The sequence below is a fragment of the Modestobacter sp. VKM Ac-2985 genome, from assembly GCF_026967925.1.
Taxonomy (GTDB): Bacteria; Actinomycetota; Actinomycetes; order Mycobacteriales; family Geodermatophilaceae; genus Modestobacter.
Genome location: NZ_JAPVBI010000001.1, coordinates 607,579 through 633,606, shown reverse-complemented (window position 1 = coordinate 633,606; position 26,028 = coordinate 607,579). Strand labels below are relative to the sequence as shown.

Sequence of the window (26,028 nt, the reverse complement as noted above, 5' to 3'; positions counted from 1 at the left end):
GCTCGACTGCCCGGGGTTCACCCTGGCGCCTACCCGTCATCGGGACGACGATGCGGGCGTGGCCCAACCCACTGTGCCCGACCGATCGCTGCCCGGACGCCCGCTGCGCGTCGCCGTCGTCGGCGCCGGGCCGGCGGGCATCTATGCCGCCGACGCCCTCGCCGGGCAGGACGACGTCCCGGTCGCCGTCGACCTGATCGACCGGCTGCCCACCCCGTTCGGCCTGGTGCGGCACGGCATCGCCCCCGACCACCTGAAGATGCGGGCGCTGCGGGAGACGCTGCACCACACGCTGGACCACGAGCGGGTGCGCTTCGTCGGCAACGTGGAGATCGGCACCGACCTCGCCCTGGACGAGCTGCGCCGGCACGTCGACGCCGTCGTCTACACCTACGGCGCGGCCGGTGACCGCGCGCTGGGCATCCCCGGCGAGGAGCTGCCCGGCAGCCTGGCCGCCACCGACGTCGTCGCCTGGTACTGCGGGCACCCCGACGCCGACCGGGCGCGGGTCGAGGAGCTGGTGTCCCGGGCCCGGGACGTCGTGGTGGTCGGCGTGGGCAACGTGGCCCTCGACGTGGCCCGCGTGCTCGCCCGCTCCGCCGCCGAGCTGCACCCCACCGACATGCCGCACCACGTGCTGGACACGCTGGCCGACGCCCCGGTCGAGCGGATCACCGTGCTCGGCCGCCGCGGCCCGGCACAGGCCAGCTTCACCACCCAGGAGCTGCGCGAGCTGGGCCACCTGGCCGCCGCGACGGTGCTGGTCGACCCGGCCGACCTCACCGACGCCGGGGACGCGGCGCTGGCCGCCGAGGACCGGCACGTCGCCCGCAACCTCGCCGCACTCGCCGACTACGCCGGACACGAAGCCGCCCCCGGCACGGTCAGCGTCCGGCTGCGCTTCCACGCCCGCCCGGTCCGGCTGCTCGGCACCGACCGGGTCATCGGGGTGGAGGTGGAGCGCACCCGGGTCGACACCGACGGCCGCGCGGTCGGCACCGGGGAGCTCGACGTCGTCCCGGCCGACCTGGTGGTGCGCTCGGTCGGCTACCGCGGGCACGCGCTGCCGGGGCTGCCGCTGGACGGCGGCACGGTGCCGCACGACGCCGGCCGGGTGCTCCGCGACGGCGGGGTGAGCCGGGGCGAGTACGTGGCCGGGTGGATCAAGCGGGGGCCGACCGGCGTCGTCGGCACCAACAAGCACGACGCCCGGGAGACCGTCGCCTCGCTGCTGGCCGACGTGGCCGCCGGGGTGCTGGCGCCCGGCGGGGACGACGACTGGGTCGACACCCTGCTCGCCCGCGGCGGGCACCCCGTGCTGCTCTCCGACTGGCGGGCCATCGACGCCGCCGAGATCGCCCTCGGCGCGGTGCACGGCCGGGCCCGCACCACCCTCCACGACCGGCAGCAGCTGCTGGACGCCGTCCGAGCCGCCGCAGCGGCGCAGGAGGGCTGAGCCGGGGGTGGCGCGGTACGGCAGACTCGGTCGCGTGACCGGCTCAGCACAGACCTCGCCCGCCACCACGATGATCTCCTTCGCCCGCGGGGCCCCGTCGACCGACATCGTCGACGTCGAGGGCCTCAAGCAGGCCGCGGTCGCCGCGTTCGACTCCGACCCGGCCGGGATGACCGGCTACGGGACGGCGGTCGGCTACGTGCCGCTGCGAAAGTGGATCGCCGAGAAGCACGGCGTCCCGGTCGAGCACGTGCTGGTGACCAACGGCTCGATGCAGGCCGACGCCTTCCTCTTCGACGAGCTGGCCACCCCGGGCGCTGCGGTGATCACCGAGCGACCGACCTACGACCGCACCCTGCTCGGGCTGCGCTCGCGCGGCGCCGACGTGCACCTGGTGACGCTGGAGGAGGACGGCATCTCCGTCGACGAGCTCGCCGCCCTGCTGGACGGTGGGCTGCGGCCGACGCTGGCGCACGTCATCCCCAACTTCCAGAACCCGGCCGGCTACACGCTCTCGCTGGCCAAGCGCGAGCGGCTGCTGGAGCTGGCCCGCGAGCACGGGTTCGTGCTGTTCGAGGACGACCCGTACGTCGACATCCGGTTCAGCGGGGAGCCGCTGCCGCGGATGCTGGAGCTGGACGGCGGCGCGGCCAGCGAGCACGTCGTCTACGCCTCGTCGTTCTCCAAGACCGTCTGCCCGGGCATCCGGGTGGGCTACCTGGTCGGGCCGCCGGCGATCATCGAGAAGATCCGGGTGCGGGCCACCAACACCTACATCGCACCGAACATGGTCGCCCAGGGCACCGTGCACGCCTACCTGCAGGGCGACCGGTTCCCGGCCGCGCTGGAGCGGGTGAAGTCGGCGCTGGCCGAGCGGGTCGGGCTGCTGGACGACGCGCTGCGCACGCACCTGCCGCAGGCGACCTTCCGCCGTCCCGAGGGCGGTTACTTCCTGTGGGTGTCCCTGCCCGAGGGCGAGGGCCACGACGTCACCCGGATCACCACCGAGGCCGCTGCCCGCGGGGTCGCGATCGTGCCCGGCACCGACTTCCTGCTCGAGGGCGGGCACACCAGCTTCCGGCTGGCCTACTCGGCGGTACAGCCCGGCGACGTCGACGAGGGCGTGCGCCGGCTGGCCGCCGCCATCGAGGCCGCCCGCAGCTGAGCGGGCCCGCACCCCTCGGCGCGGGCCTGCCCCGGTCGGGACGCTTGTGCTCTGCTCACCACCAGTGAGCAGAGCACAAGCGTGCCCGGACCACCTCAGCCGCTGTTGCGCAGGGCGGTGGCGACGCCGTTGACCGACAGCTGGATGCAGCGGCGCACCAGCTCGTCGTCGTCCCCCTCGCGGCGGCGGCGCAGCATCTCCACCTGCAGGTGGTGCAGCGGCTCCAGGTAGGGGAACCGGTTGCGGATCGACCGGGCCAGCGACGGGTTGTCGGCCAGCAGCTGCTCGTCGCCGGTGACCGCCAGCAGCATCCGCACCGTCCGCTCGTGCTCGGCGGTGATCTGGCTGAACACCCGGTCGCGCAGCTCGGGGTCGGGCACCAGCTCGGCGTACCGGGCGGCCAGCTCCAGGTCGGTCTTGGCCAGCACCATCCCCATGTTGGACAGCACGGTGCGGAAGAACGGCCACCGCCGGTGCAGGTCCCGCAACTGGGCGAGCCGCTCCGGTGAGCCGTCGACCCAGGACTCCAGCGCCGTCCCGGTGCCGTACCAGCCGGGCAGCATGATCCGGGCCTGCGACCAACTGAACACCCACGGGATAGCCCGCAGGTCGGCGATCTTGTCCCCGGCCTTGCGGGACGGCGGCCGGCTGCCGATGTTCAGCTCAGCCAGCTCCCGGATCGGGGTCGCGGCGCGGAACCACTCGACGAAGCCCGGCGTCTCGTGCACCAGCGCCCGGTAGGCGCCCTGGGCCCGCGCCGCCAGGTCGTCCAGCAGCGCGTAGACCTCCTCGGCGTCCGCGCCCAGGCCCTCGATGTCCAGCAGCGTCGACTCCAGCGTGGCCGCGACCAGCGCCTCCAGGTTGCGGCGGGCCAGGTCGGGTGAGGCGTACTTGGCCGCGATCACCTCGCCCTGCTCGGTGATCCGCAGCGCCCCGGCCACCGAACCCGGCGGCTGCGCCCGGATCGCCTCGTAGCTGGGGCCGCCGCCCCGGCCGACGGTGCCGCCGCGGCCGTGGAACAGCCGCAGCCGGATGCCGTTGGCGCGGGCGACCTCGACCAGCGCCAGCTCGGCCCGGTACAGCGCCCAGTTGGCGGCCAGGTAGCCGCCGTCCTTGTTGCTGTCGCTGTAGCCGAGCATCACCTCCTGGTCGTCGCCGCGGTTGGCCACCAGCGCCCGGTACAGCGGCTGGTCCAGCATCGCGGCCAGGATCGTGCCGGCGGCCTGCAGGTCGCCGATCGTCTCGAACAGCGGGGAGATGCCCACCGAGCAGCGCGGGCCTCCCTCGGCGCCCGGGTCGAGCAGCCCGACCTCCTTGAGCAGGACGGCGACCTCCAGCACGTCGCTGACCGACTCGCACATGCTGATCACGTAGTTCGGGATCGCGCGCGGGCCGAGCAGCGCCACCTGCTCGGCGGCCGCCACCAGCAGGTCCAGTTCGCCACGGGCCAGCTCGGAGAGCTCGGCGCCCGGGCGCACCAGCGGCCGGCGCAGCCGCAGCTCCCCGGTGAGCAGCTCGACCCGGGCCGCCTCGTCGAGTGCGGCGTAGTCCTCGCACACCCCGGCCCAGGCCAGCAGCTCGCCCAGCACCTCCTCGTGCACCGCGGAGTTCTGCCGCATGTCCAGCCCGCACAGGTGGAAGCCGAAGACCTCCACCGCGTCGCGCAGCCGGGCCAGCCGGTCGTCGGCCAGCGCACCCGCCCCGTGGCTGCGCAGCGAGGCGTCGACCGTCGCGAGGTCGGCGATCAGCTCCTCGGGGAGGGCGTAGGGCAGCAGGTCGACGTCCGACTCCTCCCCCGGCACCGCGCCGAGCACCCGACGCGCGGTCGCGGCCAGCCGCCGGTAGACCCCGCGCAGCGCGCGCCGGTAGGGCTCGTCGCCGCGGAACGGCGAGTCGTCCCCGGAGGCCTCGGCCAGGGCGTAGAGCGCGTCGGTGGGCGTCACCAGCCGGTCGGACATCGACAGCTCGTCGGCCAGGCAGATCAGCTCGGCGAGGTGGTGCCGCAGCGCCGTCTCGGCCTGCCGGGTGGTGGCCCGGCGGACCGCGTCGGCGGTGACGAACGGGTTGCCGTCCCGGTCACCGCCGATCCAGGAGCCCGGCTGCAGCATCGGGGTGGCGAGCAGGTCGGCGTCCGGCCAGCGCTCGCGCAGGGCCTGGCGGAGCTCGGTGTTGATCGCCGGGACGACCTCGAACAGCGACAGGTCGTAGTAGCGCAGCGCCTCGTCGATCTCGTCGGCCAGCCGCAGCCGGGACAGTCGCAGCAGCGCCGTCTGCCAGAGGGTGAGCACCTCGCGGGACAGGTGCGCGGCCCAGGCCCGCTCGTCGATCCCGTACGGCCCGGCGTCGTCGCGCTGCCGGATCAGGTCGGTGACCTGCTGCTGCACCTGGGAGATCGTCCGGCGGCGCACCTCGGTCGGGTGCGCGGTGACCACCGGGACGACGAGCGCGCCCGCCAGCTCACGGGCCACGGTGTCGCCGTCCAGGCCGGCCTCGTCCAGCAGGTCCAGCGACGCCGCCAGGCTCCCCTTCTGCGGGGGCGAGCCCTCGCGGCGGTGGTGCCGGCGGCGGCGCTCGTGGTGCACGTCCTCGGCGATGTTGGCCAGCAACGAGAAGTGGCTGAACGCCCGGACGACGTGGTTGGCCTCGCGCAGGTCGAGCTGGGCCAGCCGGTCGGCGAGCTCGGAGCGGCCGACCTCGGAGCGGCGGATCCGGAACGCCTCGACCCGGGTGGCCTCGACCAGCTCCAGCACGTCGGTGCCGGCCTGCTCGCCGATCACCTCCCCGAGGACCCGGCCCAGCAGTCGGATGTCGGCCCGCAAGGGCTCGTCGGTGCGGTCGTCCGGGTCGGTGGGACCCCCGGAAGGGCGCAGGTCGGCAACGTCGACGGTGGCTTCGGACACGGGGGCAGTATCCGCAACCGGTGTGACGGCCCGGTGTCCCGGGGAGGATGGGCGGGTGATCCGACTGCAGGCGACACCCACCAGCCCCGTCCCGGCCGAGCACGGAGAGGGCCCGATCTGGGACGCCGCCGCGCAGGAGCTGCTCTGGGTGGACATCACCGCCGGGCTGGTCCGGCGCGGCACGGTCAGCGGGGACGACGTCCTCCCGGTGGCCGAGCACCGCGGCGGTGAGACGGTGGGCTTCGTCGCCCCGGCGGCCGCCGGCGGCTGGCTGCTGGGCGCCGGGGCGGGCATCACCCGGCTGGCCGCCGACGGCACGGCGGAGGTGCTGATCGAACTCGCCGGGGAGGGTGGCTCGGAGTCCGCGGGCGGCACCCGGATGAACGACGGCGCCTGCGACCGGGCCGGCCGGTTCTTCGCCGGCACCATGGCCTTCGACGAGCAGCCCGGGGCCGGCCGCCTCTACCGGCTCGACCTCGACGGCACGGTCAGCACCGTGCTCGACGGCCTCACCATCTCCAACGGGCTGGGCTGGTCCCCCGACGACCGCACCGTGTACCTCTCCGACTCCGGGCAGCAGGTGGTCTGGGCCTTCGACTACGACCTGGACACCGGCGCGTTCGGGCGACGCCGGGTGCTGCTGGACTTCAGCGAGGACCCCGACGGCGTCGCCGACGGCCTCACCGTCGACGACGAGGGCTGTCTCTGGACGGCGCTGTGGGGCGGCGCCCAGGTGCGGCGCTGGTCCCCCGACGGTGAGCTGCTCGCGGTCGTCGAGGTCGACGCCCAGAACACCACCAGCTGCGCGTTCGCCGGCGACCTGCTGGTGATCAGCACGTCGGTGCACGGGATGGACGACGCCACCCGGGCCGCCCAGCCCGACGCCGGCCGGCTGTTCACCGCGCGGCCCGGGGTGAGCGGCCCGCCGGCGCACGCCTACCGCGGCCCGCTCAGCGGCCTGCGCCAGCGCTGACCACCGTCGTCCGCCTGGGATCAGGTGGCCTGATCCGAGGGGGACCTACCTGGCGGCAGACCACCAGGTAGGTCCCCACACGACCAGGTGACCTGATCACCGGGCGGCTCGGGGTCAGGACTTCTCGGCCGCCAGGGCCTCGCGCAGCTTGAGCCGGCCACCGGTGCGGAGCAGTGCACCGGCGTAGATCCGTCCACCGATCCGGACGATGACGGCGATCGCCAGGACCATCAGCAGGACGGCGAGCCCGACCTCCCACCACGCGGCCTCGCCGGCGGCCTGCCGCACCGGCATCACCATCGGCGACAGACCCGGGACGTAGGAGGTCACCGTGGCCATCGTGCTGCTCGGGTCCTGGGCGGCCTGCAGGGCGATGACGAACCCGACCACCAGCAGGATGGTCGTCGGCGTCAGCACGCTGCCCAGGTCCTCCTGCCGGCTGACCAGCGAGGCGGCCACCGCGAACACCGCGGCGTAGAAGGCGTAGCCGATCACGAACCAGGCCAGCACCGTTAGCACGGTGCCGATCAGCTGCCCCGGCAGGTCGACGACGTCGAAGGCCAGCGCGCCGGCGACCCCGACCACGGCGATCACCGCGATCTGCATCAGCCCGAGCGCCCCCAGGCCGATGATCTTGCCGGCGAGCAGCTGCCACGGGCGCATGGTGGCCAGCAGCAGCTCGACCACCCGGCTCGACTTCTCCTCGACGACGCCCTGCGCGACGAACTGCCCGAAGAGGATGAAGAGGAAGTACAGCAGCCCCACCCCGAGCAGGGCGACGATCGTGGCCTGCGAACGATCGTCCTCGGCTCCCTCCAGGGCGACGACGTCGACCTCCGGGGCGGGCTCGAGCTGCACCCCGGCCTCGCTGAGCTGGTCGGCCACGGAGAGGGCGGCCAGGGCGCTCTGCACGAGGTCCTCGGCGCTCCCGCCCGCGGTCTGCACCAGGAGCTCGGGGCGGCTGCCGGTCGGGTCCAGCAGCGCGGCCTCGACGTCCTCCTCGGCCACGGCGGTGCGGGCGGCGTCCTCGTCGGCCAGCTGGACCACGGTCACCTCGGTGTCCAGCGCCTGGCCCTGCTGCCGCAGCACCTGCTCGACGGCCTGGTCGCCGCCGACCAGGCCGATCCGGCTGGTGGACTCCCCGCCGCCGATGACCACCTGGAAGACCATCAGGCCGATGATCAGCAGGATCAGCACCGCGGAGCTGACCAGGAAGCCCTTGTCCCGGATCCGGGTGGAGATCTCCCGGCCGGCCACGAGGCGGACCAGTTGTGCGGGGCTGTGCGGCTTCACGTCGGAGTGTGCCGGCGCAGGCGTGCGGACGTCGCGGTGTGCGGTCGCGGTCATGCCGCCACCTCCTGAGGGGTCGTGACGGCGTCGCGGAAGAGCTCGACCAGGGTCGGCTCCCGCCACGCGAAGTGGGTGACCCGGCCGGTGGCCAGGGCGGCGGCGAGCACCTGCTGGTCGTCTGTGCCGGGCGCGAGCTCGAGCACGGTGTCACCGCGCTGCTCGGAGACCACCCGCACACCGGGCACCGCACTGGCCCAGCCGGGCGATGCGTCGGGGGCGACCACCCGCAGCTGCCGGCCGACGGTCGTGGACCGCAGCTCGGCGACGGTCCCGCTGGCCACGATCCTCCCGCGGGCGAGGATGCCGACGGCGTCGCACAGCCGCTCCACCAGGTCCAGCTGGTGGCTGGAGAAGACGACGGGGACCCCGCGTCGGCACTGCTCCAGCAGCGCCTCGGCCAGCGAGTCGACGCCCACCGGGTCCAGGCCGGAGAACGGCTCGTCGAGGATCAGCACGTCGGGCTCGCTGACCAGCGCCGCCGCCAGCTGCACCCGCTGCTGGTTGCCCAGCGACAGCTTCTCCACCCGGTCGCCGCGCCGCTCCCCCAGCCCGAGCCGCTCGGCCCAGTGCTCGGCGGCGCGTCCGGCGGCGCGGGCGTCCAGCCCGTGCAGCCGGGCGAAGTAGCTCAGCTGCTCGCCGACCTTCATCTTCGGGTACAGGCCGCGCTCCTCGGGCATGTAGCCGATCCGGCGACGGACGATCTCGTCGACCGGCCGGCCCGACCAGCGCACCTTCCCGGCGTCGGCGCGCGCGAGCCCCATGGCGATCCGCATCGTGGTGGTCTTCCCCGCCCCGTTGGACCCGCAGAAGCCGAACATCTGCCCCGGGGCCACGGTGAAGCTCACCCCCTCGAGCACCTGGTTGCTGCCGTAGGCCTTGTACAGGCCATCGAACTCGAGCACTGCTCCTCCGGTGTCCGTCGTGTGCGAGCAGCCCTTGCCATCCGCAACGACTGGGAGCCTGTCGCATCACTTTCCACATCGTCAAGTGAACAGCCGATCTCGGGCTGCGGTGGCGCCCCCGGTCGGGTGTCATCGACGCATGAGCGAACGTGACCACCCCGCCCAGGTGCCCAGCGGTGTCGGCCTGGCCGGGTTGCGGGAGGCGGCGGCCGGCTGCCGGGCGTGCGAGCTCGGTGAGCCGGCCACCCAGACCGTCTTCGGCGAGGGCCCGGAGACGGCGCGGGTCGTCTTCGTCGGTGAGCAGCCGGGCGACCAGGAGGACCGCACCGGCGAGCCGTTCGTCGGCCCGGCCGGGAAGCTGCTGGACCGGGCGCTGACCGAGGCCGGCATCGACCGGCGCGACGCCTACGTGACGAACGCGGTCAAGCACTTCCGGTTCACGCCGACCCCCAAGCGCCGGATCCACCAGTCCCCGGGTGCCGAGCACCTGCGGGCCTGCCGCGCGTGGCTGGAGGCGGAGTTCGCCGTCCTCCAGCCGGAGGTGGTGGTCTGCCTGGGCGCGGTGGCGGCCAAGGCGCTGATCTCGCCGTCGTTCCGGATCACCCGCGAGCACGGGCAGCTGCTCCCGTGGACCCCACCGGGCATCCGCGCGGCGGAGGCGGCGCTCCCCGACGCCGACCAGGACGAGGACGCCCCGCACCAGACCTGGGTGCTGGCCACGACGCACCCCTCGGCCGTGCTCCGGACGCCGGACGACGCCCGCGCCGCCGCCTACGACGCACTCGTGACCGACCTCCGGGTCGTCGCCCACGCCCTCGCCTGATCCCCGAGAGGGGCCGAGGTCGCGACCCCGGCCCCAGGATCAGTCCTCCTCGGGCTCCGGGAAGCGGGCCCCGGGCGCGAGCTCGCTGCCGGGCTCGACCGTCACCCGCCGGCCGACCAGGGTGATCGCGCCGTCCCCGCCGACGGTCGCCCGCTCGCCCACCGTCACCCCGTCGTCCAGGACGGCGCGGGTGACGGTGGCCCCGGCGCACACCCGGGCACCGGGCAGCAGCACCGAGTCGATGACGGTCGCCCCCGGCTCGACGATCACGCCCGGTGACAGCACCGATCCGCGGACCTCCCCGGCCACCCGGGTGCCCCCGGAGACCAGGGTGTCCTCGACCACCGCGCCGCGCAGCAGTCGCGCAGCACTGCGCCGGCCGCCGCGGGTGTGGATGGGCCAGCTCGCCTCGTCCAGGTCGATCGGCGGCTCCTCGCAGCGGAACTCCCGGTGCGCCTCCCAGTAGGACTCGACCGTGCCGACGTCCCGCCAGTAGCCGTCCAGCCGGTACGCCCGCGCCAGGCCGTCCTTCGTCTGGGCGGGGAGCAGGTGGGTGCCCAGGTCCTCCAGGCCGTCCTCGCCGACCTGGTCCTGGATCGCCTCGAGCCGGTCGAGGGTCTCGTCCGGGGAGAACACGAAGACCTCGTTGGTGGCGGTCGTCGTCGCCGGTTCGTCGGGCTTGTAGGCGTAGTCGGTGACCTTCCCGCCGTCCGCGGTCTGGACGATGCCGTAGCGGGCGGCGTCGTCCGGGTCGACCTCGGTGGTCACCATCGTGACCTCGGCGCCGGAACCCAGGTGGGCGTCGACGACGGCGCGGTAGTCGAGCTTGTAGACGGCGTCGGAGCTGACCACCACGAGCGCGTCGGCGGCGAACTGCCGGATCAGCTCGGCCTGCCGCCACAACCCGTCGGCGGTGCCCGCGGTGAAGCCGCCGCGCTCGCTGCCCTGGAACGGCGGCAGCATCATCAGCCCGCCGGTGGTGCGGTCCAGGTCCCAGGGGCGGCCGCCGGCCAGGTGCTCGTTCACCGACTGCGGCTGGTACTGCTCCGACACCCACACGTCGGGGATCTGGGAGTGCTCGCAGTTGGACAGCGGGAAGTCGATGAGCCGGTAGACCCCGGCGAACGGGACGGCGGGCTTGGCCCGGGTCTCGGTCAGCAGTTCCAGCCGGCTGCCCTTGCCACCAGCGAGGACGAGGGCGAGGACCCGCGGGAGTGCCATGCCCGCACAGCTACCCGCCGGAGCCCGGCTCACGCCCGACACACGCCGTTGGTCACCCAGCGCTGCCTCGCCACGGCTGAGGCAGCGGTTCGTGACCGATGGCGGAGGTCAGTCGGCCGCCAGCCGGCGCCGGGCGTCCCGGGCGACCTCGTCGGCCCGCGATGCCCGGAACAGCCAGAACGACGGCACCGCGACGGCGACCACGGCCATCACGACCACGATCACCACACCGCCGGAGACCATCGCCGCGGTGACCCCGACGCTGCTGGCCATCAGGCCGGCGCGCAGGTCACCCAGCCGAGGCCCGCCGGCCACGACCACGATGAACACGCCCTGCATCCGGCCGCGCATCTCGTCCGGCGCCGCTGTCTGCAGCATCGCCGAGCGCAGCACCGCGCTGACCATGTCGCCGGCGCCGGCGACGGCGAGGCAGAGGACGGCCAGCCAGAGCGTCGAGGCGAGCCCGAAACCGATGATCGCCACCCCCCACACGGCGATGGCGGCCAGCACGACGGCACCCTGCCGGTCGACCCGGCTCACCCACCCCGAGGTCAGCCCCATCAGCAGCGAGCCGATCGACACCCCGGCGAACAGCCAGCCCAGGCTGTTCGCGTCGCCGCGGTAGACGGTCTGGGACAGCTCGGGGAAGACCGCCTGCGGCCAGGCGAACAGCATCGCGATCAGGTCGACGACGAAGGTCATCAGCAGCACCGGCTGGGTGCGCAGGAAGGCGAAGCCCTCCCCCACCCCGCGCACGGCCGCGCCGAGCCGCAGCGGGCCGGAGACGCCCTCCGGCGGCAGCGCCGGCAGCCCGCGCAGCAGCAGGACGGCGACGACGAAGCCGATGGCGTCGATCGTGTAGACGACCGAGAGGTCGCCCAGGCCGATCAGCAGACCGGCCAGCAGCGGCCCGACGACCACGCCCGCCTGACGCACCGTCATCGCCAGCGCGTTCGCCGCCGCGACCTGGTCCCGCCCCACCAGCGCCGGGATCACCGCACTGCGAGCGGGTTGGTTGACCGCGGCGAACCCGGAGACGGCGGCGACCAGCAGCCACAGCACGCTGATGTGCCCGTCCCCGGGCAGCAGCGCCTGCAGGGCGAGCAGCGCACTGGTGACCGCGGCACCCGTGGAGCTGATCAACATGAGCACGCGGCGGTCCATGGCGTCGGCGATCGCCCCGCCGAGCAGGCCGAAGACGACCAGCGGCACCAGCGCGACCACCGAGGTGAGCCCGACCATCAGCGAGGAGCCGGTCAGCTCGTAGACCTGGTACGGGACGGCGACCAGCGTCATCTGCTGGCCCAGCATCGTGACCGCGACGCCACCGAAGACCCGGCGGAAGGCGCGGTTGCGCAGCGGCGTGGTGTCCAGCGCCCAGCCGCGCCGGCGGGTCACCGGCTGCGGCTGCTCCACCGGCAGCCCGCCCTCGACCGGGTCCACCGGGTCCACCGGGTCCACCGAGCCACCGAAATGGCCATTGTGGTGGTCAGCGTGGTGCGGGTCCGTCACGGGGCGAGGCGCTGCACGACCCAGCCGCCGCCTTCCTCGTCATCGCGCACGAACACCAGCCGGTCGTGCAGGCGGTCATGGCCGCCCTGCCAGAACTCCACCCGCTCGGGCAGCACCCGGTAGCCGCCCCAGTTCTCCGGGCGCGGCAGCTGCCCGGGCGGGGTCTGGGCGTCCAGCTCGGCCACCCGGGTGCGCAGCAGCTCGCGGGACTCCACCACGGTCGACTGGATCGAGGCGGCGGCGGCCAGCTGCGAGCCGCGGGGCCGCGGGTCCCACAGCAGGTCCGAGGCGGTCGGCCCGATCCGCTCGACGGCACCGGAGACCCGGACCTGCCGCTGCTGGGCGTGCCAGGGGAAGACCAGCGCCGCCCGGGGGTTGACGGCGAGCTGGGCGGCCTTGGCCGAGGCGTAGTTGGTGCCGAAGACGAAGCCGTCGACGTCGTAGCCCTTCATCAGCACGACGCGGGCATCGGGCATGCCGTCGGCGTCGGCAGTGGCCACCACCATGGCGTTGGGCTCGGGGAGCTCGGCGGTGACGGCGTCGGCGAACCAGCGGTCGAACTGCTCGACCCAGGTGGCCGCGAGGCCCTCCTCGCCGAAGCCGCTGTCGTCGTAGTCCCTGCGCATGCGGATCAGGTCGGCCACCGGCCCATGCTGTCACCGTTGCAGCGCGCACCGCCCGCTGGCCGGGAGCCGGGGTGCACCTCGGGGCCGGCCAGCCCCTAGGTTGAGGCTCGTCGTGCGCTGACCAGCGTCCGTCCCCACCCGCGCGCAGAGGAGCATGCGAGATGGCCGACGACTTCGTACCCGGCCTGGAGGGCGTCATCGCCTTCGAGACCACCATCGCGGAGCCGGACAAGGACGGTGGGGCGCTGCGCTACCGCGGCGTCGACATCGAGGACCTGGTCGGGAAGGTCACCTTCGGCAACGTCTGGGCGCTGCTGGTCGACGGGGAGTTCGGCCCCGGCCTGCCCCCGGCCGAGCCGTTCCCGATCCCGGTGCACACCGGCGACGTCCGGGTCGACGTGCAGGCCGCGCTGGCGATGCTGACCCCGATCTGGGGCTACCGCCCGCTGCTGGACATCTCCGCCCAGGAGGCCCGCGACGAGCTGGCCCGCGCCGCGGTCATGGCGCTGTCCTACGTGGCGCAGTCCGCCCGCGGGATCGGCATCCCGGCCGTGCCGCAGAAGCGGATCGACGAGGCCTCGACCATCGTCGAGCGGTTCATGGTCCGCTGGCGCGGCGAGCCCGACCCGCGGCACGTCGCCGCCGTGGACGCCTACTGGACCTCGGCCGCCGAGCACGGCATGAACGCCTCCACGTTCACCGCCCGGGTCATCGCCTCCACCGGCGCCGACGTCGCCGCCTCGCTGTCCGGGGCGATCGGGGCGATGTCCGGCCCGCTGCACGGCGGCGCCCCCTCCCGGGTGCTGCACATGCTGGACGGCGTCGAGGCCTCCGGTGACGCGACGCGGTTCGTCAAGGACCTGCTGGACTCCGGCGACCGGCTGATGGGCTTCGGGCACCGCGTCTACCGCGCCGAGGACCCCCGCGCCCGGGTGCTGCGCCGTGCCGCCGAGGAGCTCGGCGCCCCCCGCTTCGAGGCCGCCCTGGCCCTGGAGCAGGCGGCCCTGCAGGAGCTGCGCGAGCGCCGTCCCGACCGGCCGATCGAGACCAACGTCGAGTTCTGGGCGGCCATCGTGCTGGACTTCGCCGAGGTGCCCAGCCACATGTTCACCTCGATGTTCAGCTGCGCCCGCACGGCCGGCTGGTGCGCGCACATCCTGGAGCAGAAGAACACCGGCCGGCTGGTGCGCCCGTCGGCGCGCTACGTCGGGCCCGACCCGCGCAAGCCCGAGGCCGTCAAGGGCTGGGACACCATCCAGACCACCTCGATCAGCGCGTAGGAGGACGACGAGCATGAGCATCACCATCCCCACCGACCTGCTCCCCCGGGACGGCCGCTTCGGCTGCGGCCCTTCCAAGGTCCGCCCGGAGGCGCTGCAGTCCCTGGCGACCTCCGGGGTCGGCCTGATGGGCACCTCGCACCGGCAGGCGCCGGTGAAGGGCCTCGTCCGGCGGGTCCGGGAGGGCCTGTCCCAGCTGTTCGACCTGCCCGACGGCTACGAGGTGGTGCTCGGCAACGGCGGGACGACGGCGTTCTGGGACGCCGCGACGATCGGCCTGATCCGGCAGCGCAGCGCGCACGGCAGCTACGGCGAGTTCTCCGCGAAGTTCGCCTCCGGGGTCGCCGAGGCGCCGTTCCTGGACGCCCCGGTGATCACCAAGGCAGCACCCGGCTCGCTGGCGCTGCCTGCGGCCGAGGCCGGGGTCGACGCCTACGCGTGGGCGCACAACGAGACCTCGACCGGGGTCATGGCGCCGGTCTCCCGCCCGACGGGGATCGACGCCGACGCGCTCGTGCTGATCGACGCCACGTCCGGCGCCGGCGGGCTGCCGGTCGACGTCGCCCAGACCGACGTCTACTACTTCGCCCCGCAGAAGTCCTTCGCCAGCGACGGCGGTCTGTGGATCGCGCTGATGTCGGCCGCGGCCCTGGCGCGGGTGGCCGAGATCAAGGCCTCGGGCCGCTGGATCCCGGGCTTCCTGGACCTGTCGATCGCCGTGGACAACTCCGGCAAGGACCAGACCTACAACACCCCTGCGGTCGCCACGCTGTTCCTGCTGGCCGACCAGATCGAGTGGATGCTGGGCCTGGGCGGGCTCTCCGGTGCCGTGGCGCGGAGCGAGGAGTCCTCGAGCCGGCTCTACGGGTGGGCGGAGAAGACCTCCTACACCTCGCCGTTCGTCGCCGAGCCCGAGCAGCGCTCCTTCGTCGTCGGGACGGTCGACTTCGACGAGTCGGTCGACGCTGCACTGGTCGCCAAGACGCTGCGCGCGCACGGCGTCGTGGACGTCGAGCCGTACCGCAAGCTGGGCCGCAACCAGCTGCGGGTCGGCATGTTCCCGGCGATCGACCCGGACGACGTCAGCGCGCTGACCGCCTGCATCGACCACCTGGTCGGCCGGCTCTGACGCCCGGGCCGGTCCCCCGCCCCAGCTGACGGGCGGCCGGCCCCCGTCCCACACCACCGCTGCGCTGCGCCCGTCGGGCCCGACCTGCCCCCTCGGTCGGTCCGGCGGCGCCCACGCGCGCCGTTGGTGACCCCGCGTGGTGGTGAGCTCTGGGCGTGTCATCTACATCGGCGTGTCGCGCTCCGGGCGGAATGACGACGCGGCTCTTCCGAGCCGAGACGGCGCGTCGACCTGCACCGTCTCACCGATCTGCCTGCTGCCCCGGGCTCTCCAGCAACCTCCGCAGGGACATCGGTGGCGATGACAACCTTGTTGTGCGTCATCTTCTGGTCGCACGATCCACTGTGTCGTGTGAGGCTCCGCACAGTCCCGGGATGCAGCCGGGTCCTGAGCGCCGAGGAGCTCCCGTGACACAGTCCCCACGCCGCGTCGGCATCGCCATCGTCGGGCTCGGAGGTGCGGTCGCGACCACCGCGATCGCCGGCCTCGAGCTGCTGCGGCTCGGTGCCGTCGCCGCCGACGGCCTCCCTCTCGCCGGTCTGAAGATCGGCGACGTCCCCGTCGAGGAGGCCACCGGCCTCGTGGCCTACGACGACCTGGTCGTCGGCGGCTGGGACCTCGACGGGTCCGACCTCTACAAGGCGGCCGAGCAGCACGGCGTCCTGGACGACCGCCAGCTGCGACAGGCCCAGCCACTCCTGTCCGAGATCACCCCGTGGCCCGCGGCCGGGGACGCCGACTTCTGCCGCAACGTCACCGGCGGCAACGTCGTGCTGGCCGAGGGCCGGCGCGCCCAGGCCGACGCCGTCCGTGCCGACCTGCGCCGGTTCCGGGAGGAGCGGCAGCTCGACGGCCTGGTGCTGATGAACCTCGCCTCCACCGAGCGCTGGCCCGACCCCGCGGCGCCCGCACTGCAGACCCCGGAGGCCTTCGAGGCCGGGCTGGACGCCGACGACGGGGCCATCACCCCGGCGATGGTCTACGCCTACGCCGCGATCTGCGAGGACGTCGGGTACGCCAACTTCACCCCCTCGCTGTCGGCCGACGTGCCGGCGCTGGTCCAGCTGGCCGAGCAGCGCAACGTCCCGATCGCGGGCAAGGACGGCAAGACCGGCCAGACGATGATGAAGACGGTGCTCGCGCCGGCCTTCCGCAGCCGCGCGCTGACCGTCGAGGGCTGGTACTCCACGAACATCCTGGGCAACCGGGACGGGCTCGCGCTGGACGACCCGTCGTCGCTGGAGAGCAAGCTGCAGACCAAGGGCAAGGTGCTCGACTCGATCCTCGGCTACCCGGTCGAGGACCACGTCGTGCGGATCGACTACTACCGGCCCCGCGGTGACCAGAAGGAGGCCTGGGACGCCATCGACCTGATCGGCTTCCTCGGCCAGCGGATGCAGATCAAGGTCGACTTCCAGTGCCGGGACTCGATCCTGGCCGCCCCGCTCGCGGTGGAGATCGTCCGGCTGCTCGACCTGGCCCAGCAGCGCGGTGAGGGCGGCATCCAGCGGCACCTGGGCTGGTTCTTCAAGGCCCCGATCACCGCTGACGGCAGCACCCCCGAGCACGCGCTGCACCGCCAGGAGTCCGTCCTCATGGAGTGGCTGAGCAGCGGGGCACCGCAGACCGGGAGCGACGTCGTCACCGGCTCCCGGTGACGACGACGGCGCTGCCGGCCCTCGCGGCGCTGCGCCCGCTGCTCGCCGGGATCGGGGACGCCAAGCGGATCCGGGTGGCAGGGGCGCACGGCTCGCTGGCCGAGCAGGCGTTCGGCCGGGCCTGGGCCCGGCTGGTCCAGGGTGAGGACGCTGCCTCGGTCGCCCTGTCCGAGACGGCGGCGGCCGTGGCCCGGGTCCGGCTGGCCGGCATCGACGCGACGGTGCTGACCGGGGCGGGGCTCGCCGAGGACGAGGCGCAGCAGGTGCTGCGGCGGGCATTCGACGAGGTCGCCGGGGCGGTCGACGCTGGGCTGGCCGAGCAGCTGCGGACGGCCCTGGCCGCCCAGCGCCCGGCCGGTCCGCCGCCGCCCCTGGCGGTGTCGCTGAACGCCCAGCCGCGGGCCGGCGCGACCAGCCCCGGCAAGCCGCGGGTGGTCGTGGAGCCCCCGGAGAGCCACGGCGACCACTGCCTCACCGTCGCCGTCTACGGCTGCCTGCTGGCGCCGGTGGTGGGCGCGGACCCGGTCGCACCCTTCCTGGTCGGGCTGGCCCACCACCTGCACAACGTGGCGCTGCCCGACGCCGGCTTCGCCGGGGAGGTGCTGCTCGGCGGCGCCCTGGACCGGGTGATCGGCACGCTGGAGGAACGCGAGCTCGCGGCGCTGCCGACCCCACTGGCGGCCCGGCTGCGTGAGGTGCTGCTGCTGCGGGGCGACGCCGTGGCACCGGAGTCGCAGGCCTTCCACGCCGCCGACGTGCTCGACCGGGTGCTCCAGGTGCACCACCACGCGCAGGCGGCCGCCTTCACCGCCGCCCAGGCGCTGGACGACCTGGAGCTCGTGCACGCCGGACCCGTGCAGGCCTTCCACCTCGACGTCCTCACCGCGGCCGGGTTGTGAGCACGGCGACGGGCCTGACCGCGACCGGGGTGCCGGTCGTCGACGGCATCCCGTTCGCCCGGGCCGGCCGGGAGGAGCTGCAGGACCGGGTCGCCCGCCTGCTGGCCGACGGCGAGGTCGACCGGGCCCGGATCGCGCTGTTCGCCGACGCCGACGACTGGTGGACCCAGCCCGCACCCCCGCCGGAGCAGCTGGCCCGGGTGCCTGCCGCGCGCAGCCTGCGCGAGGCGATGGCGCTGCTGGGCATGGGGCGGGTGGGCGACTACTTCGCCCACCGCTGGTCCGACCCCACACACCTGGCGACGCTGGCGCTGCTCGGGCAGCACTGGCCGGGCGACCGGCCGGTGGTCGACGTCGCCTGCGGGATCGGCACCCAGCTGCGCGAGCTGTCCCGGCGCGGTGTGCCGGAGCTGGTCGGCGTGGACGTCGTGTGGTCCAAGCTGTGGCTCGCCCAGCGCTTCGTCTGCCCCGGCGCCCGGTACGTGTGCGCCGACCTGACCGCGGCGCCGGACCTGCAGGTGCCCCGCCCGGCGTACGTCACCTGTCACGACGCGTTCTACTTCCTGCGGGACAAGCCGGCCGCGGCGGCCGCGATGCACGCACTCGCCGGGCCCGGCGGCACCGTCGTCGTCGGGCACGCGCACGTCGCCGACACGGTGTCGGCCGGTGAGCCGCTCAGCCCGCAGGAGTACGCCGGGCTGCTCGGCGCGAGCGTGCTCTACGACGACGCGGAGCTCACCGCCGCGCTGCTGGCCGCGCGCCCGCCCGTGCCGGCTCCGGCCGACCGGCTGACCAGCAGCGAGGCCATCGCCCTGGTCGCCGGTGACCTGCGCGCACCCGCGCCGGTCGACCTGGGTGAGCCGCTCGGGCCGCTGCGGGCCAACCCGCTCTACGTCGGCGGCGAGCTGCGCTGGCCCAGCGACCGGTACGCCGCCGAGTACGGCCCCCGCTCGGGTCACCTGCCGGCCCGCTGGCCCGAGCTGCTGCCCGCCGACGCCGCCCGCCGACGACTGCTCGTCGACCTGCCGGAGGAGTGGTGAGCGACGTCGGCTGGGGTGTGGCCGGCTGCGGCTGGGTGGCCCGCGACCACGCCGTCCCCGGGCTGCGGCAGGTGCCCGGTGCCCGCCTGGTCGCCCTGCACGACCGCGACCCCGACGCCCTGGCGCGGATGCCCGCCGGCTCACGGGCGACGACCGACCTGGCGGCCTTCCTCGCCACACCCGGGCTCGACGCCGTCTACGTGGCGGTGCCGAACTCCGCGCACCGGCAGGTGGTCGAGGCGGCCGCCGCGGCGGGCGTCGCGGTGCTGTGCGAGAAGCCGCTGGCCGCCGACGTCCTCGACGCCGAGGCCGCGGTCGCCGCGGCCGACCGGGCCGGCGTGCTGCTCGGCACCGCCTACGACCAGCGCTGGCACCCCGCGCACGTGCGGCTGCGCGAGCTGGTGCCCGAGCTGGGCACGGTCACCGCCGTGCGGGTCGTCTACTGCTGCTGGCTGCCGGCCGACTGGTCACCCGACGGCCGGCCGCACGACAACTGGCGCGTCGACCCGGTACGGGCCGGTGGCGGCGCCGCGATCGACCTCGCCCCGCACGGCCTGGACCTGGCCGGCGTCCTGCTCGGTGAGGACGTCGTCGAGCTCACCGCGCTGCTGCAGCGCCGGGTGCAGCGCTACCCGGTCGACGACGGCGCGCTGCTCATCGGCCGCACCACCGGTGGCGTGCTGGTCGACCTGCACGTCGCCTACAACTGCCCCGACGCCCTCCCCCGACGCCGGCTGGAGGTGGTCGGCACCCGGGGCACCGCGGTCGCCGTGGACACGATGGGCCAGACCGCCGGCGGCTCGCTCACCCTGTTCCGCCCCGAGCCGGTCGACGTCCCGTTCGCCGGCACCGACCCGTTCACCGCCCAGTTCGCCGGCTTCGGCGCCGCCGTCGCCGGGACGACGCCCTGGCCGTTCCCCGCTGCCCGCGACCTGGCGCTGCACCGGCTGCTGGTCACCGCCCTGGACCGGGCCGCCCTGGATCGAACTGCCCTGCCCGTCCCCGCCCGAGAAGAGCTGCCCGCATGAGCGCACCAGCCACCAACCCCTACCGCGGCCTGCTGCCGGACCTGCCCGCCTTCGCCTGCACCAACTGCGGGCACTGGCAGCGCTGGCCGGCCCCCGGCCCGCAGGTCTGCCCGGTCTGCGCCGACGTGCGCAACGCCCTCCCCGAGCACGGCTTCGAGTTCGTCACGCCCAAGCAGGCCGACGAGCTGGTGACCGGCTTCTGGCGGCCCACCGCACTCGCCGGCATCACCGAGTTCGGCACCGAACCGCGGTTCGGGCTGGACAGCCGCGGCTGGGTGATCGAGACCGACGCCGGGCTGGTCGGTTTCGAGTGCGCCCCCTGGTACACGCCGGAGATGCTGGCCGAGCTGCGCCGGATGGCGACCGAACTGGGCGGGTTCGACGTGCTGGCCTCCAGCCACGTGCACGGCTACGGCGCGTTGTGGCAGCTGCAGCTGGAGCTGGAGCCGGCCACGGTCTGCGTGGGGGTGCGCGACCTGGAGTGGACCAAGGCCTTCCGGGTCACCTGGCCCGCCGACGACGTCCTGGAGCTGGCCCCCGACCTGACCCTGCACCGCACCGGCGGGCACTTCCCCGGGCACTCGGTGCTGCACGACAGCCGGCGCGGGGTGCTGTTCTGCGGTGACTCGCTCAAGGTCGACCTGGACGGCGACGGCAACCCGGTGGGCCTGAGCGCGCACAAGGCGTTCCACGCCCAGATCCCGCTCTCCCACGGCGAGCTGCGCGAGTACCTGGCGGTCGTCGCCGAGCTGGAGTTCGGCGCCGTGGCCACGCCGTTCGAGCTGGTGCCCGGCGTGACCACCGACCACGTCGTGCACCTGGTGCAGCGGCTGCTCGCCGGCCGGCCGGACGCCGCCCCGATCCCGCTGGCCGAGCTGTGAGCACCGCCCAGCGGTACCTCGACTCGTTCCCGCCCGGCGTCGAGGAGTTCCCGATCGAGGGGCTGGACGTCCTCGACGTGCCGCTGCACAGCGCCTTCCTGGCCACGAGCCCGGCGCACCCCGGCGGCAGCGGGCTGGGCTACGGCGCCACTCGCGAGGAGGCCCGCACCGGCGCGCTCGGCGAGATGGCCGAGATGGCGCTGTCGATCCGCGCGCACGCCTGCCTCGACCGGGTGCACGGCTCCTACCGCGAGCTGGCCCGCACCGAGGGCCGCGACCGGGTGGTCGACCCCCGCACGTTGTGCCTCGAGGCCGGCAGCGCCTACGACGACGACCGGCCGCTGCAGTGGCTGCCGATGGCCCGCACCCGGGACGGCGAGCAGGTGCTCGTCCCCGCCGAGCTGGTCGTCTCCGCCCCGGAGGAGCTGCCCGGCGACCCGCCGCCCGACGGCTGGCTCACCACCGTGATCACCAACGGCCAGGGCGCGGCCTTCGACGCCGACCGGGCGGTCTCGCACGCGCTGCTGGAGCTGCTGCAGCGCGACGGCAACGCCACCACCTTCCGCGCGCTGGACCAGGGCGTGGTGCTCGACCTCGCCGGGCTGCGCGATCCCGACGCGCTGGCGCTGCTCGACCGGCTGGACGCAGCCGGCATCGACGTCCTGGTCAAGCTGGCGAGCACCGAGCACGGCGTCGTCTCCGTCTACGCCGTCGGCTGCTCGCGGGACGGGTCCGAGCCCGCGCCGATGATGGTCACCGCGTGTGGGGAGGCCGCCTCCCCCGACCCGGACGCCGCCGTCCGCAAGGCGCTGTACGAGTTCGCCGCCGCCCGCGCCCGCAAGGCGTTCATGCACGGCCCGCTGGACGCGGTCGCCGCGGCGACCCCACCGGGCTACCTGGACCAGTGGCTGCACGGGCACCCACCGGAGCGGATGGTCGAGGAGGACCGCGCCCTGCAGGCGATGCTCGGCTGGACCCGGCTGGGCACCGACCGGCTGACCGACCTGCTGCGGGGGTCGGTGTTCTCCCGCCGCCGCACCGTCGCGTTCACCGACCTGCCCGCCGGCGGCGGCGACCCGGCCGACGTGCTGGCCGCCGAGGGCCTCGACGTGCTGGTCGACCTGCAGCCCTCGATCGGCGAGGCGGTCGCGGCCAAGGTGCTCGTCCCCGGCCTGGAGGCCGAGACGATGTCCTACGGCCGGATCGGCGAGCGCGGCGTCCGCCGGCTGCTCGACCGGGAGGGCCCGGGTGCCGGGCTCGCCGTCGTGGGCGCCGACCCGGGCGGCTGGGCACGCGTGCACCTGACCGCCGAGGCGGAGGACCGGCTGGGCGGACCGGCCTGGTTCGACCGGGCCGGCGCCGACCGCGCCGTCGGCGAGCTGTACGCGCTCTACCGCGAACCCGGCCGGCACGTGGCGGCGCTGGCGGTGGCCTCATGAGCCTGCGGTACGCCTACAACACGAACGGGCTCACCTCCCACCGGCTCGACGACGCGCTGACCTTCCTCGCCGACACCGGCTACGCCGGGGTGGCCCTCACCCTGGACGTGGTCCACCTGGACCCGTTCGCCGAGGACGCCTTCGCCCAGGCCGAGCGGGTGCGGGCCCGCTGCGACGCCCTCGGCCTGGACGTGGTCGTCGAGACCGGCGCGCGCTTCCTGCTCGACCCGCGGGTCAAGCACGAGCCCACGCTGGTCAACCCCAGCTCCGCGGGCCGGGAGCGCCGGCTGGCCTACCTGCGACTGGCCTGCGACCTGGCCGAGGTGCTGCGGGCCGAGGCGGTGAGCTTCTGGGCCGGCGTGCCCCAGCCCGGGGTCGACCGGGCTGACGCGTGGCGCTGGCTGGTCGACGGCGTCCGGGCCCTGGTCGACAGCCACGGCGGGCGCTCCTACGACCTGGCCGTCGAACCGGAGCCGGGGATGCTCGTCGAGGACGCCGACGACTGGGCCCGGCTCGCCGCCGAGGTGCCGGGGCTGACCCTCGCGCTGGACACCGGGCACTGCGTGGTCAGCGGCCGGTACGCCCCGGAGGAGGCGGTGGCCGCGTTCGCCGACCGCCTGGGCACGGTCGCGGTCGAGGGGATGCGCCGCGGCGTGCACGACCACCTGCCGCTGGACGAGGGCGACGTCGACCTGCCGGCGGTGCTGGCTGCACTCAGCGCAGCCGGCTACCAGCGGCTGGTCACCCTCGAGCTCTCCCGGGACGGTCACCGGGCGCACCAGATGGTGCCCCGCTCCATCGAGCTGCTGAGGAAGGCCGAGTCATGAGGACAGCATCATGAGGATCTGCTTCGTCAGCCGCCGCTACTGGCCGGCGGTCAGCGGGATGAGCGTCTACGCGGAGAACCTGCTCCGCGAGCTGGTGGCGCTGGGCCACGACGTCACCCTGGTGAGCCAGTACCGGGACGACGAGGCCGGCACCCGGGTCTACGGCGGCGGCGTCCCACCCGCCGACCGGGTGCCCGCCGGCGTCGAGGTGCACGCCCTGCCCAGCCGCGGCGAGACCGTCGTCCCCGCCGACTGGGAGGGCGACATCGCCGAGATCGTGCGCACCGTCGTCGAGTTGCACGAGCAGCGTCCCTTCGACGTGCTGCACGCCCAGTACGGCTACCCGCCGGGGCTGGCCGTGCTGGAGGCGTCCCGGCGGACCGGCCTGCCGAACCTGGTGAGCATCCAGGGCGGGGACGGGCACTGGGTGGGCACCTGCTGCAGCACGCACGCCGACGCGATGCACACCGTCCTCGACCACGCCGGCGCGGTGCTGATCGGCAGCGCCAGCTTCCGGGACGAGGTGGTCGGCAACCTGGGCACCGACCCGGCGCGGTTCCGGATCGTGCCCGGCGCCACCGACACCGACCGCTTCACCCCGGGCGACCGGCCGCTGGGCAGCCTGGCCGACCCGCCGGTGCTGCTCTTCCACGGCCGGGTCGACCGGCGCAAGGGCGTGCTCGACCTGCTGGAGGCGCTGCCCGAGGGAGTCCGGCTGGTCGTCTCCGGCATCGGCCCGGACCTGGACGAGGCCAGGGCCCGCGCCGACGGGCGCACCACCTTCCTCGGCTACGTGCCCCCGGACGACGCGCCGGCGGTCTACCGCGCGGCCGACGTCTTCGTCAGCCCGACCTACAGCGAGGGGTTCAGCAACACCCTGCTGGAGGCGATGGCCAGCGGACTGCCCACGGTGAGCACCGACAGCGTCGGCGTCGTGGACTGCCTCCGACACGAGGAGAACGGGCTGCTGCACGAACCCGGCGACGTCGCCGGCCTGCGGAAGGAGCTGGACCGGCTGCTCGGCGACGCCGCGCTGCGCACCCGGCTGGCCACCACCGCGCTGGAGGAGGTGCGCCGGCTCTACTCCTGGCCGGTGCTGGCCCGCAGCATCGACGCCGTCTACACCGAGCTGGCCGGCACGGCCCCGGACCTGGACTGGACGCTCCCGGCGACGGTGGACCCGACCTGCCGGTTCCGGTCCGCGGCGCACCTGCTCTGATGCGCGTGCTCGCGGTCAGCCCGCACCTGGACGACGCCGCCTTCTCCGCCGGGGCGACCCTGGCCGGGCTCGCCGACGCGGGTCACGACGTCACCGTGGTCACCTGCTTCACCCGCAGCGTGCCCGACCCCACCGGCTTCGCGCTGGCCTGCCAGCTGGACAAGGGCCTGCCCGCCGACGTCGACTACCTGGCCCTGCGCCGGGCGGAGAACGCCGCGGCGATGGCCGTGCTGGACGCGACGGCGGTCGACCTGGACCTGCCCGAGGCCCCGCACCGCGGCTACACCAGCGCGCCGGACCTCTTCGCCGGCGTGCACCCCGGCGACGACGTCTGGCGCGAGGTCGCGGCGCAGCTCGCCGGTCGGGACGCCGACCTGTGGCTGGCCCCGCAGGCCCTCGGCGCGCACGTGGACCACCTCCAGGTGCTGCGCGCGGTGGCAGCGCTGGACCGGCCCACGCTGTGGTGGCGGGACAGCCCCTACGTGCTCCGCCGGCCCGACGCCGTCCCCGGGGAGGCGCTGCCCGCGGGCCTCTCCCCTGTGGAGCTGCCCCAGGTGCCGGCCCGGCGGGCCGAGGCCTGCGCGTGCTACGCCAGCCAGCTGGGCTTCCAGTTCGGCGGCGAGGCCGGCATGGCCGCCGCGCTGGCCGACCTGCCGGAGGTGCTGCTGGCGGGGTCGGCGGCGCTGGACGTGCTGGCGGTCCGGGCATGACCTGGCTGGTCACCGGCGGCGCCGGCTACATCGGCGCACACGTGGTGCACGCGATGGCCGCCGCGGGCGAGCGCCTGGTGGTGCTCGACGACCTGTCCAGCGGCGACGCCGGCAGGCTCGACGGGCTGCCCGAGGTCCCGCTGGAGGTCGGGTCGGTCCGCGACCGTGGCCTGGTCCGCCGGGTGCTGCGCGAGCACGCGGTGCAGGGCGTGGTGCACGTGGCCGGCAAGAAGGCGGTCGCGGAGTCGGTGGCCGATCCGCTCCGGTACTTCGCGGAGAACGTCGAGGGCCTGGTCGCCCTGCTGGAGAGCTGCCGGGCCACGGGGGTGAGCCGGTTCGTGTTCTCCAGCAGCGCCGCGGTCTACGGCGCCCCGGACGCCGACCCGGTCACCGAGGACACGCCGTGCCTCCCGCTCTCGCCCTACGGGCAGACGAAGCTCATCAGCGAGTGGGTGCTGCGCGACTGCGCCACCGCGCACGGGCTGGCCGCCACCTCGCTGCGCTACTTCAACGTGGCCGGCGCCGCGCACCCCCGGCTCGGGGACACCGGCGCGGCCAACCTGGTGCCGATGGTCTTCGCCGCCCTGGACGCCGGCGACCCCCCGGTGGTGTTCGGCGACGACCACGCCACCCCCGACGGCACCGGCGTCCGGGACTACGTGCACGTCTCCGACATCGCCGCCGCCCACCTGGCCGCGGCGCGGGCGCTGAGCGCCGGCTCGCCCGGCGGCACCTACAACGTGGGCACCGGGGCCGGTTGCAGCGTGCGCGACGTCCTCCGCGTCATCGCGGACGTGACCGGCGCGGACACCACGCCGGTCGTCGCCGCCCGCCGGCCCGGGGACCCGGCCCGTGTCGTGGCCGCGGTCGACCGGATCGAGCGGGAGCTCGGCTTCCGCGCGCGACGCGACCTGCGGGACATGGTCACCAGCGCCTGGACCGCCTGGCGCCTGCTCCAACCGCGGTGAGCGGTCGGTCCCTGCCGGACCG

22 protein-coding genes are annotated in these 26,028 nt (G+C 74.7%); 16 read left to right on the top strand and 6 right to left on the bottom strand.

Annotated features, from left to right (window positions below):
* Window positions 1-58: 58 nt before the first annotated feature.
* Window positions 59-1,456 carry an FAD-dependent oxidoreductase gene (locus O2V61_RS02855; RefSeq protein WP_269181822.1) on the top strand — a complete coding sequence of 466 codons (1,398 nt, stop codon included), beginning with the start codon at window positions 59-61 and terminating at the stop codon, window positions 1,454-1,456.
* A gap of 34 nt (window positions 1,457-1,490) precedes the next feature.
* Window positions 1,491-2,621, top strand: coding sequence for an aminotransferase-like domain-containing protein (locus O2V61_RS02850; RefSeq protein WP_269181821.1), 1,131 nt, complete (start codon window positions 1,491-1,493; stop codon window positions 2,619-2,621).
* Between the two features lie 95 nt (window positions 2,622-2,716).
* Here the strand turns inward: O2V61_RS02850 and ppc are convergent, their stop codons facing one another.
* The gene (gene ppc, locus O2V61_RS02845) at window positions 2,717-5,521 is read right to left on the bottom strand and encodes a phosphoenolpyruvate carboxylase (RefSeq protein ID WP_269181820.1); all 2,805 of its coding nucleotides are present in this window, start codon (window positions 5,519-5,521) and stop codon (window positions 2,717-2,719) included.
* 55 nt (window positions 5,522-5,576) lie between these two features.
* On the opposite strand from ppc, the gene O2V61_RS02840 reads away from it, so the two are divergent.
* A complete protein-coding gene (locus O2V61_RS02840; protein ID WP_269181819.1) occupies window positions 5,577-6,494 on the top strand; it encodes an SMP-30/gluconolactonase/LRE family protein in 918 nt (305 codons plus the stop codon).
* Window positions 6,495-6,608: 114 nt separating this feature from the next.
* Here O2V61_RS02840 and O2V61_RS02835 read toward each other — a convergent pair whose 3' ends face one another.
* Together O2V61_RS02835 and O2V61_RS02830 are read right to left on the bottom strand one after the other, a co-directional pair.
* The gene (locus O2V61_RS02835; RefSeq protein ID WP_269181818.1) at window positions 6,609-7,841 is read right to left on the bottom strand and encodes an ABC transporter permease; all 1,233 of its coding nucleotides are present in this window, start codon (window positions 7,839-7,841) and stop codon (window positions 6,609-6,611) included.
* Window positions 7,838-8,746 (bottom strand): ABC transporter ATP-binding protein, encoded by a 909-nt coding sequence (locus tag O2V61_RS02830; protein ID WP_269181817.1) that lies wholly within the window; start codon window positions 8,744-8,746, stop codon window positions 7,838-7,840. The genes O2V61_RS02835 and O2V61_RS02830 overlap by 4 nt, the downstream gene beginning before the upstream one ends.
* A gap of 139 nt (window positions 8,747-8,885) precedes the next feature.
* Here O2V61_RS02830 and O2V61_RS02825 point away from each other — a divergent pair, with 139 nt between their 5' ends.
* Window positions 8,886-9,569, top strand: a complete 684-nt coding sequence (locus tag O2V61_RS02825; protein WP_269181816.1) for a UdgX family uracil-DNA binding protein — start codon at window positions 8,886-8,888, stop codon at window positions 9,567-9,569.
* Window positions 9,570-9,608: 39 nt separating this feature from the next.
* Here the strand turns inward: O2V61_RS02825 and O2V61_RS02820 are convergent, their stop codons facing one another.
* From O2V61_RS02820 to pdxH, 3 genes are all read right to left on the bottom strand, one after another.
* Entirely contained in the window at window positions 9,609-10,790 is a 1,182-nt protein-coding gene (locus tag O2V61_RS02820) for a glucose-1-phosphate adenylyltransferase family protein (protein ID WP_269181815.1), read from the bottom strand.
* A 108-nt stretch (window positions 10,791-10,898) separates the two neighbouring features.
* Window positions 10,899-12,251 (bottom strand): MFS transporter, encoded by a 1,353-nt coding sequence (locus tag O2V61_RS02815; protein ID WP_269181814.1) that lies wholly within the window; start codon window positions 12,249-12,251, stop codon window positions 10,899-10,901.
* Between the two features lie 47 nt (window positions 12,252-12,298).
* Entirely contained in the window at window positions 12,299-12,946 is a 648-nt protein-coding gene (gene pdxH, locus O2V61_RS02810; RefSeq protein WP_269181813.1) for a pyridoxamine 5'-phosphate oxidase, read from the bottom strand.
* A gap of 143 nt (window positions 12,947-13,089) precedes the next feature.
* Between pdxH and O2V61_RS02805 the strand changes: the two genes are divergently transcribed.
* The 12 genes from O2V61_RS02805 to galE all read left to right on the top strand — a co-directional run bounded on the left by O2V61_RS02805 (window position 13,090) and on the right by galE (window position 26,006).
* Complete coding sequence (locus O2V61_RS02805; RefSeq protein ID WP_269181812.1) at window positions 13,090-14,208, top strand: citrate synthase 2; 1,119 nt, start codon at window positions 13,090-13,092, stop codon at window positions 14,206-14,208.
* Window positions 14,209-14,221: 13 nt separating this feature from the next.
* Window positions 14,222-15,337, top strand: coding sequence for a phosphoserine transaminase (serC, locus tag O2V61_RS02800; protein WP_269181811.1), 1,116 nt, complete (start codon window positions 14,222-14,224; stop codon window positions 15,335-15,337).
* A gap of 407 nt (window positions 15,338-15,744) precedes the next feature.
* Entirely contained in the window at window positions 15,745-16,995 is a 1,251-nt protein-coding gene (locus O2V61_RS02795; RefSeq protein ID WP_269181810.1) for an inositol-3-phosphate synthase, read from the top strand.
* Window positions 16,992-17,894: a hypothetical protein gene (locus tag O2V61_RS02790; RefSeq protein WP_269181809.1), complete on the top strand. Its 903-nt coding sequence runs from the start codon at window positions 16,992-16,994 to the stop codon at window positions 17,892-17,894. The genes O2V61_RS02795 and O2V61_RS02790 overlap by 4 nt, the downstream gene beginning before the upstream one ends.
* Complete coding sequence (locus tag O2V61_RS02785) at window positions 17,891-18,934, top strand: class I SAM-dependent methyltransferase (RefSeq protein ID WP_269181808.1); 1,044 nt, start codon at window positions 17,891-17,893, stop codon at window positions 18,932-18,934. Before O2V61_RS02790 ends, O2V61_RS02785 begins: the two co-directional genes overlap by 4 nt.
* Entirely contained in the window at window positions 18,931-19,962 is a 1,032-nt protein-coding gene (locus O2V61_RS02780) for a Gfo/Idh/MocA family protein (protein ID WP_269181807.1), read from the top strand. The genes O2V61_RS02785 and O2V61_RS02780 overlap by 4 nt, the downstream gene beginning before the upstream one ends.
* Complete coding sequence (locus O2V61_RS02775) at window positions 19,959-20,843, top strand: MBL fold metallo-hydrolase (protein ID WP_269181806.1); 885 nt, start codon at window positions 19,959-19,961, stop codon at window positions 20,841-20,843. Before O2V61_RS02780 ends, O2V61_RS02775 begins: the two co-directional genes overlap by 4 nt.
* On the top strand, window positions 20,840-22,282 hold the full coding sequence (locus O2V61_RS02770; RefSeq protein ID WP_269181805.1) for a YcaO-like family protein: 1,443 nt from the start codon (window positions 20,840-20,842) through the stop codon (window positions 22,280-22,282). The genes O2V61_RS02775 and O2V61_RS02770 overlap by 4 nt, the downstream gene beginning before the upstream one ends.
* Window positions 22,279-23,109, top strand: a complete 831-nt coding sequence (locus O2V61_RS02765) for a sugar phosphate isomerase/epimerase family protein (RefSeq protein ID WP_269181804.1) — start codon at window positions 22,279-22,281, stop codon at window positions 23,107-23,109. The genes O2V61_RS02770 and O2V61_RS02765 overlap by 4 nt, the downstream gene beginning before the upstream one ends.
* Before the next feature lie 10 nt (window positions 23,110-23,119).
* Window positions 23,120-24,328: a glycosyltransferase family 4 protein gene (locus O2V61_RS02760; protein WP_269181803.1), complete on the top strand. Its 1,209-nt coding sequence runs from the start codon at window positions 23,120-23,122 to the stop codon at window positions 24,326-24,328.
* Window positions 24,328-25,038, top strand: coding sequence for a PIG-L deacetylase family protein (locus tag O2V61_RS02755; protein ID WP_269181802.1), 711 nt, complete (start codon window positions 24,328-24,330; stop codon window positions 25,036-25,038). Before O2V61_RS02760 ends, O2V61_RS02755 begins: the two co-directional genes overlap by 1 nt.
* Complete coding sequence (galE, locus tag O2V61_RS02750) at window positions 25,035-26,006, top strand: UDP-glucose 4-epimerase GalE (protein ID WP_269181801.1); 972 nt, start codon at window positions 25,035-25,037, stop codon at window positions 26,004-26,006. Before O2V61_RS02755 ends, galE begins: the two co-directional genes overlap by 4 nt.
* Window positions 26,007-26,028: the final 22 nt, after the last annotated feature.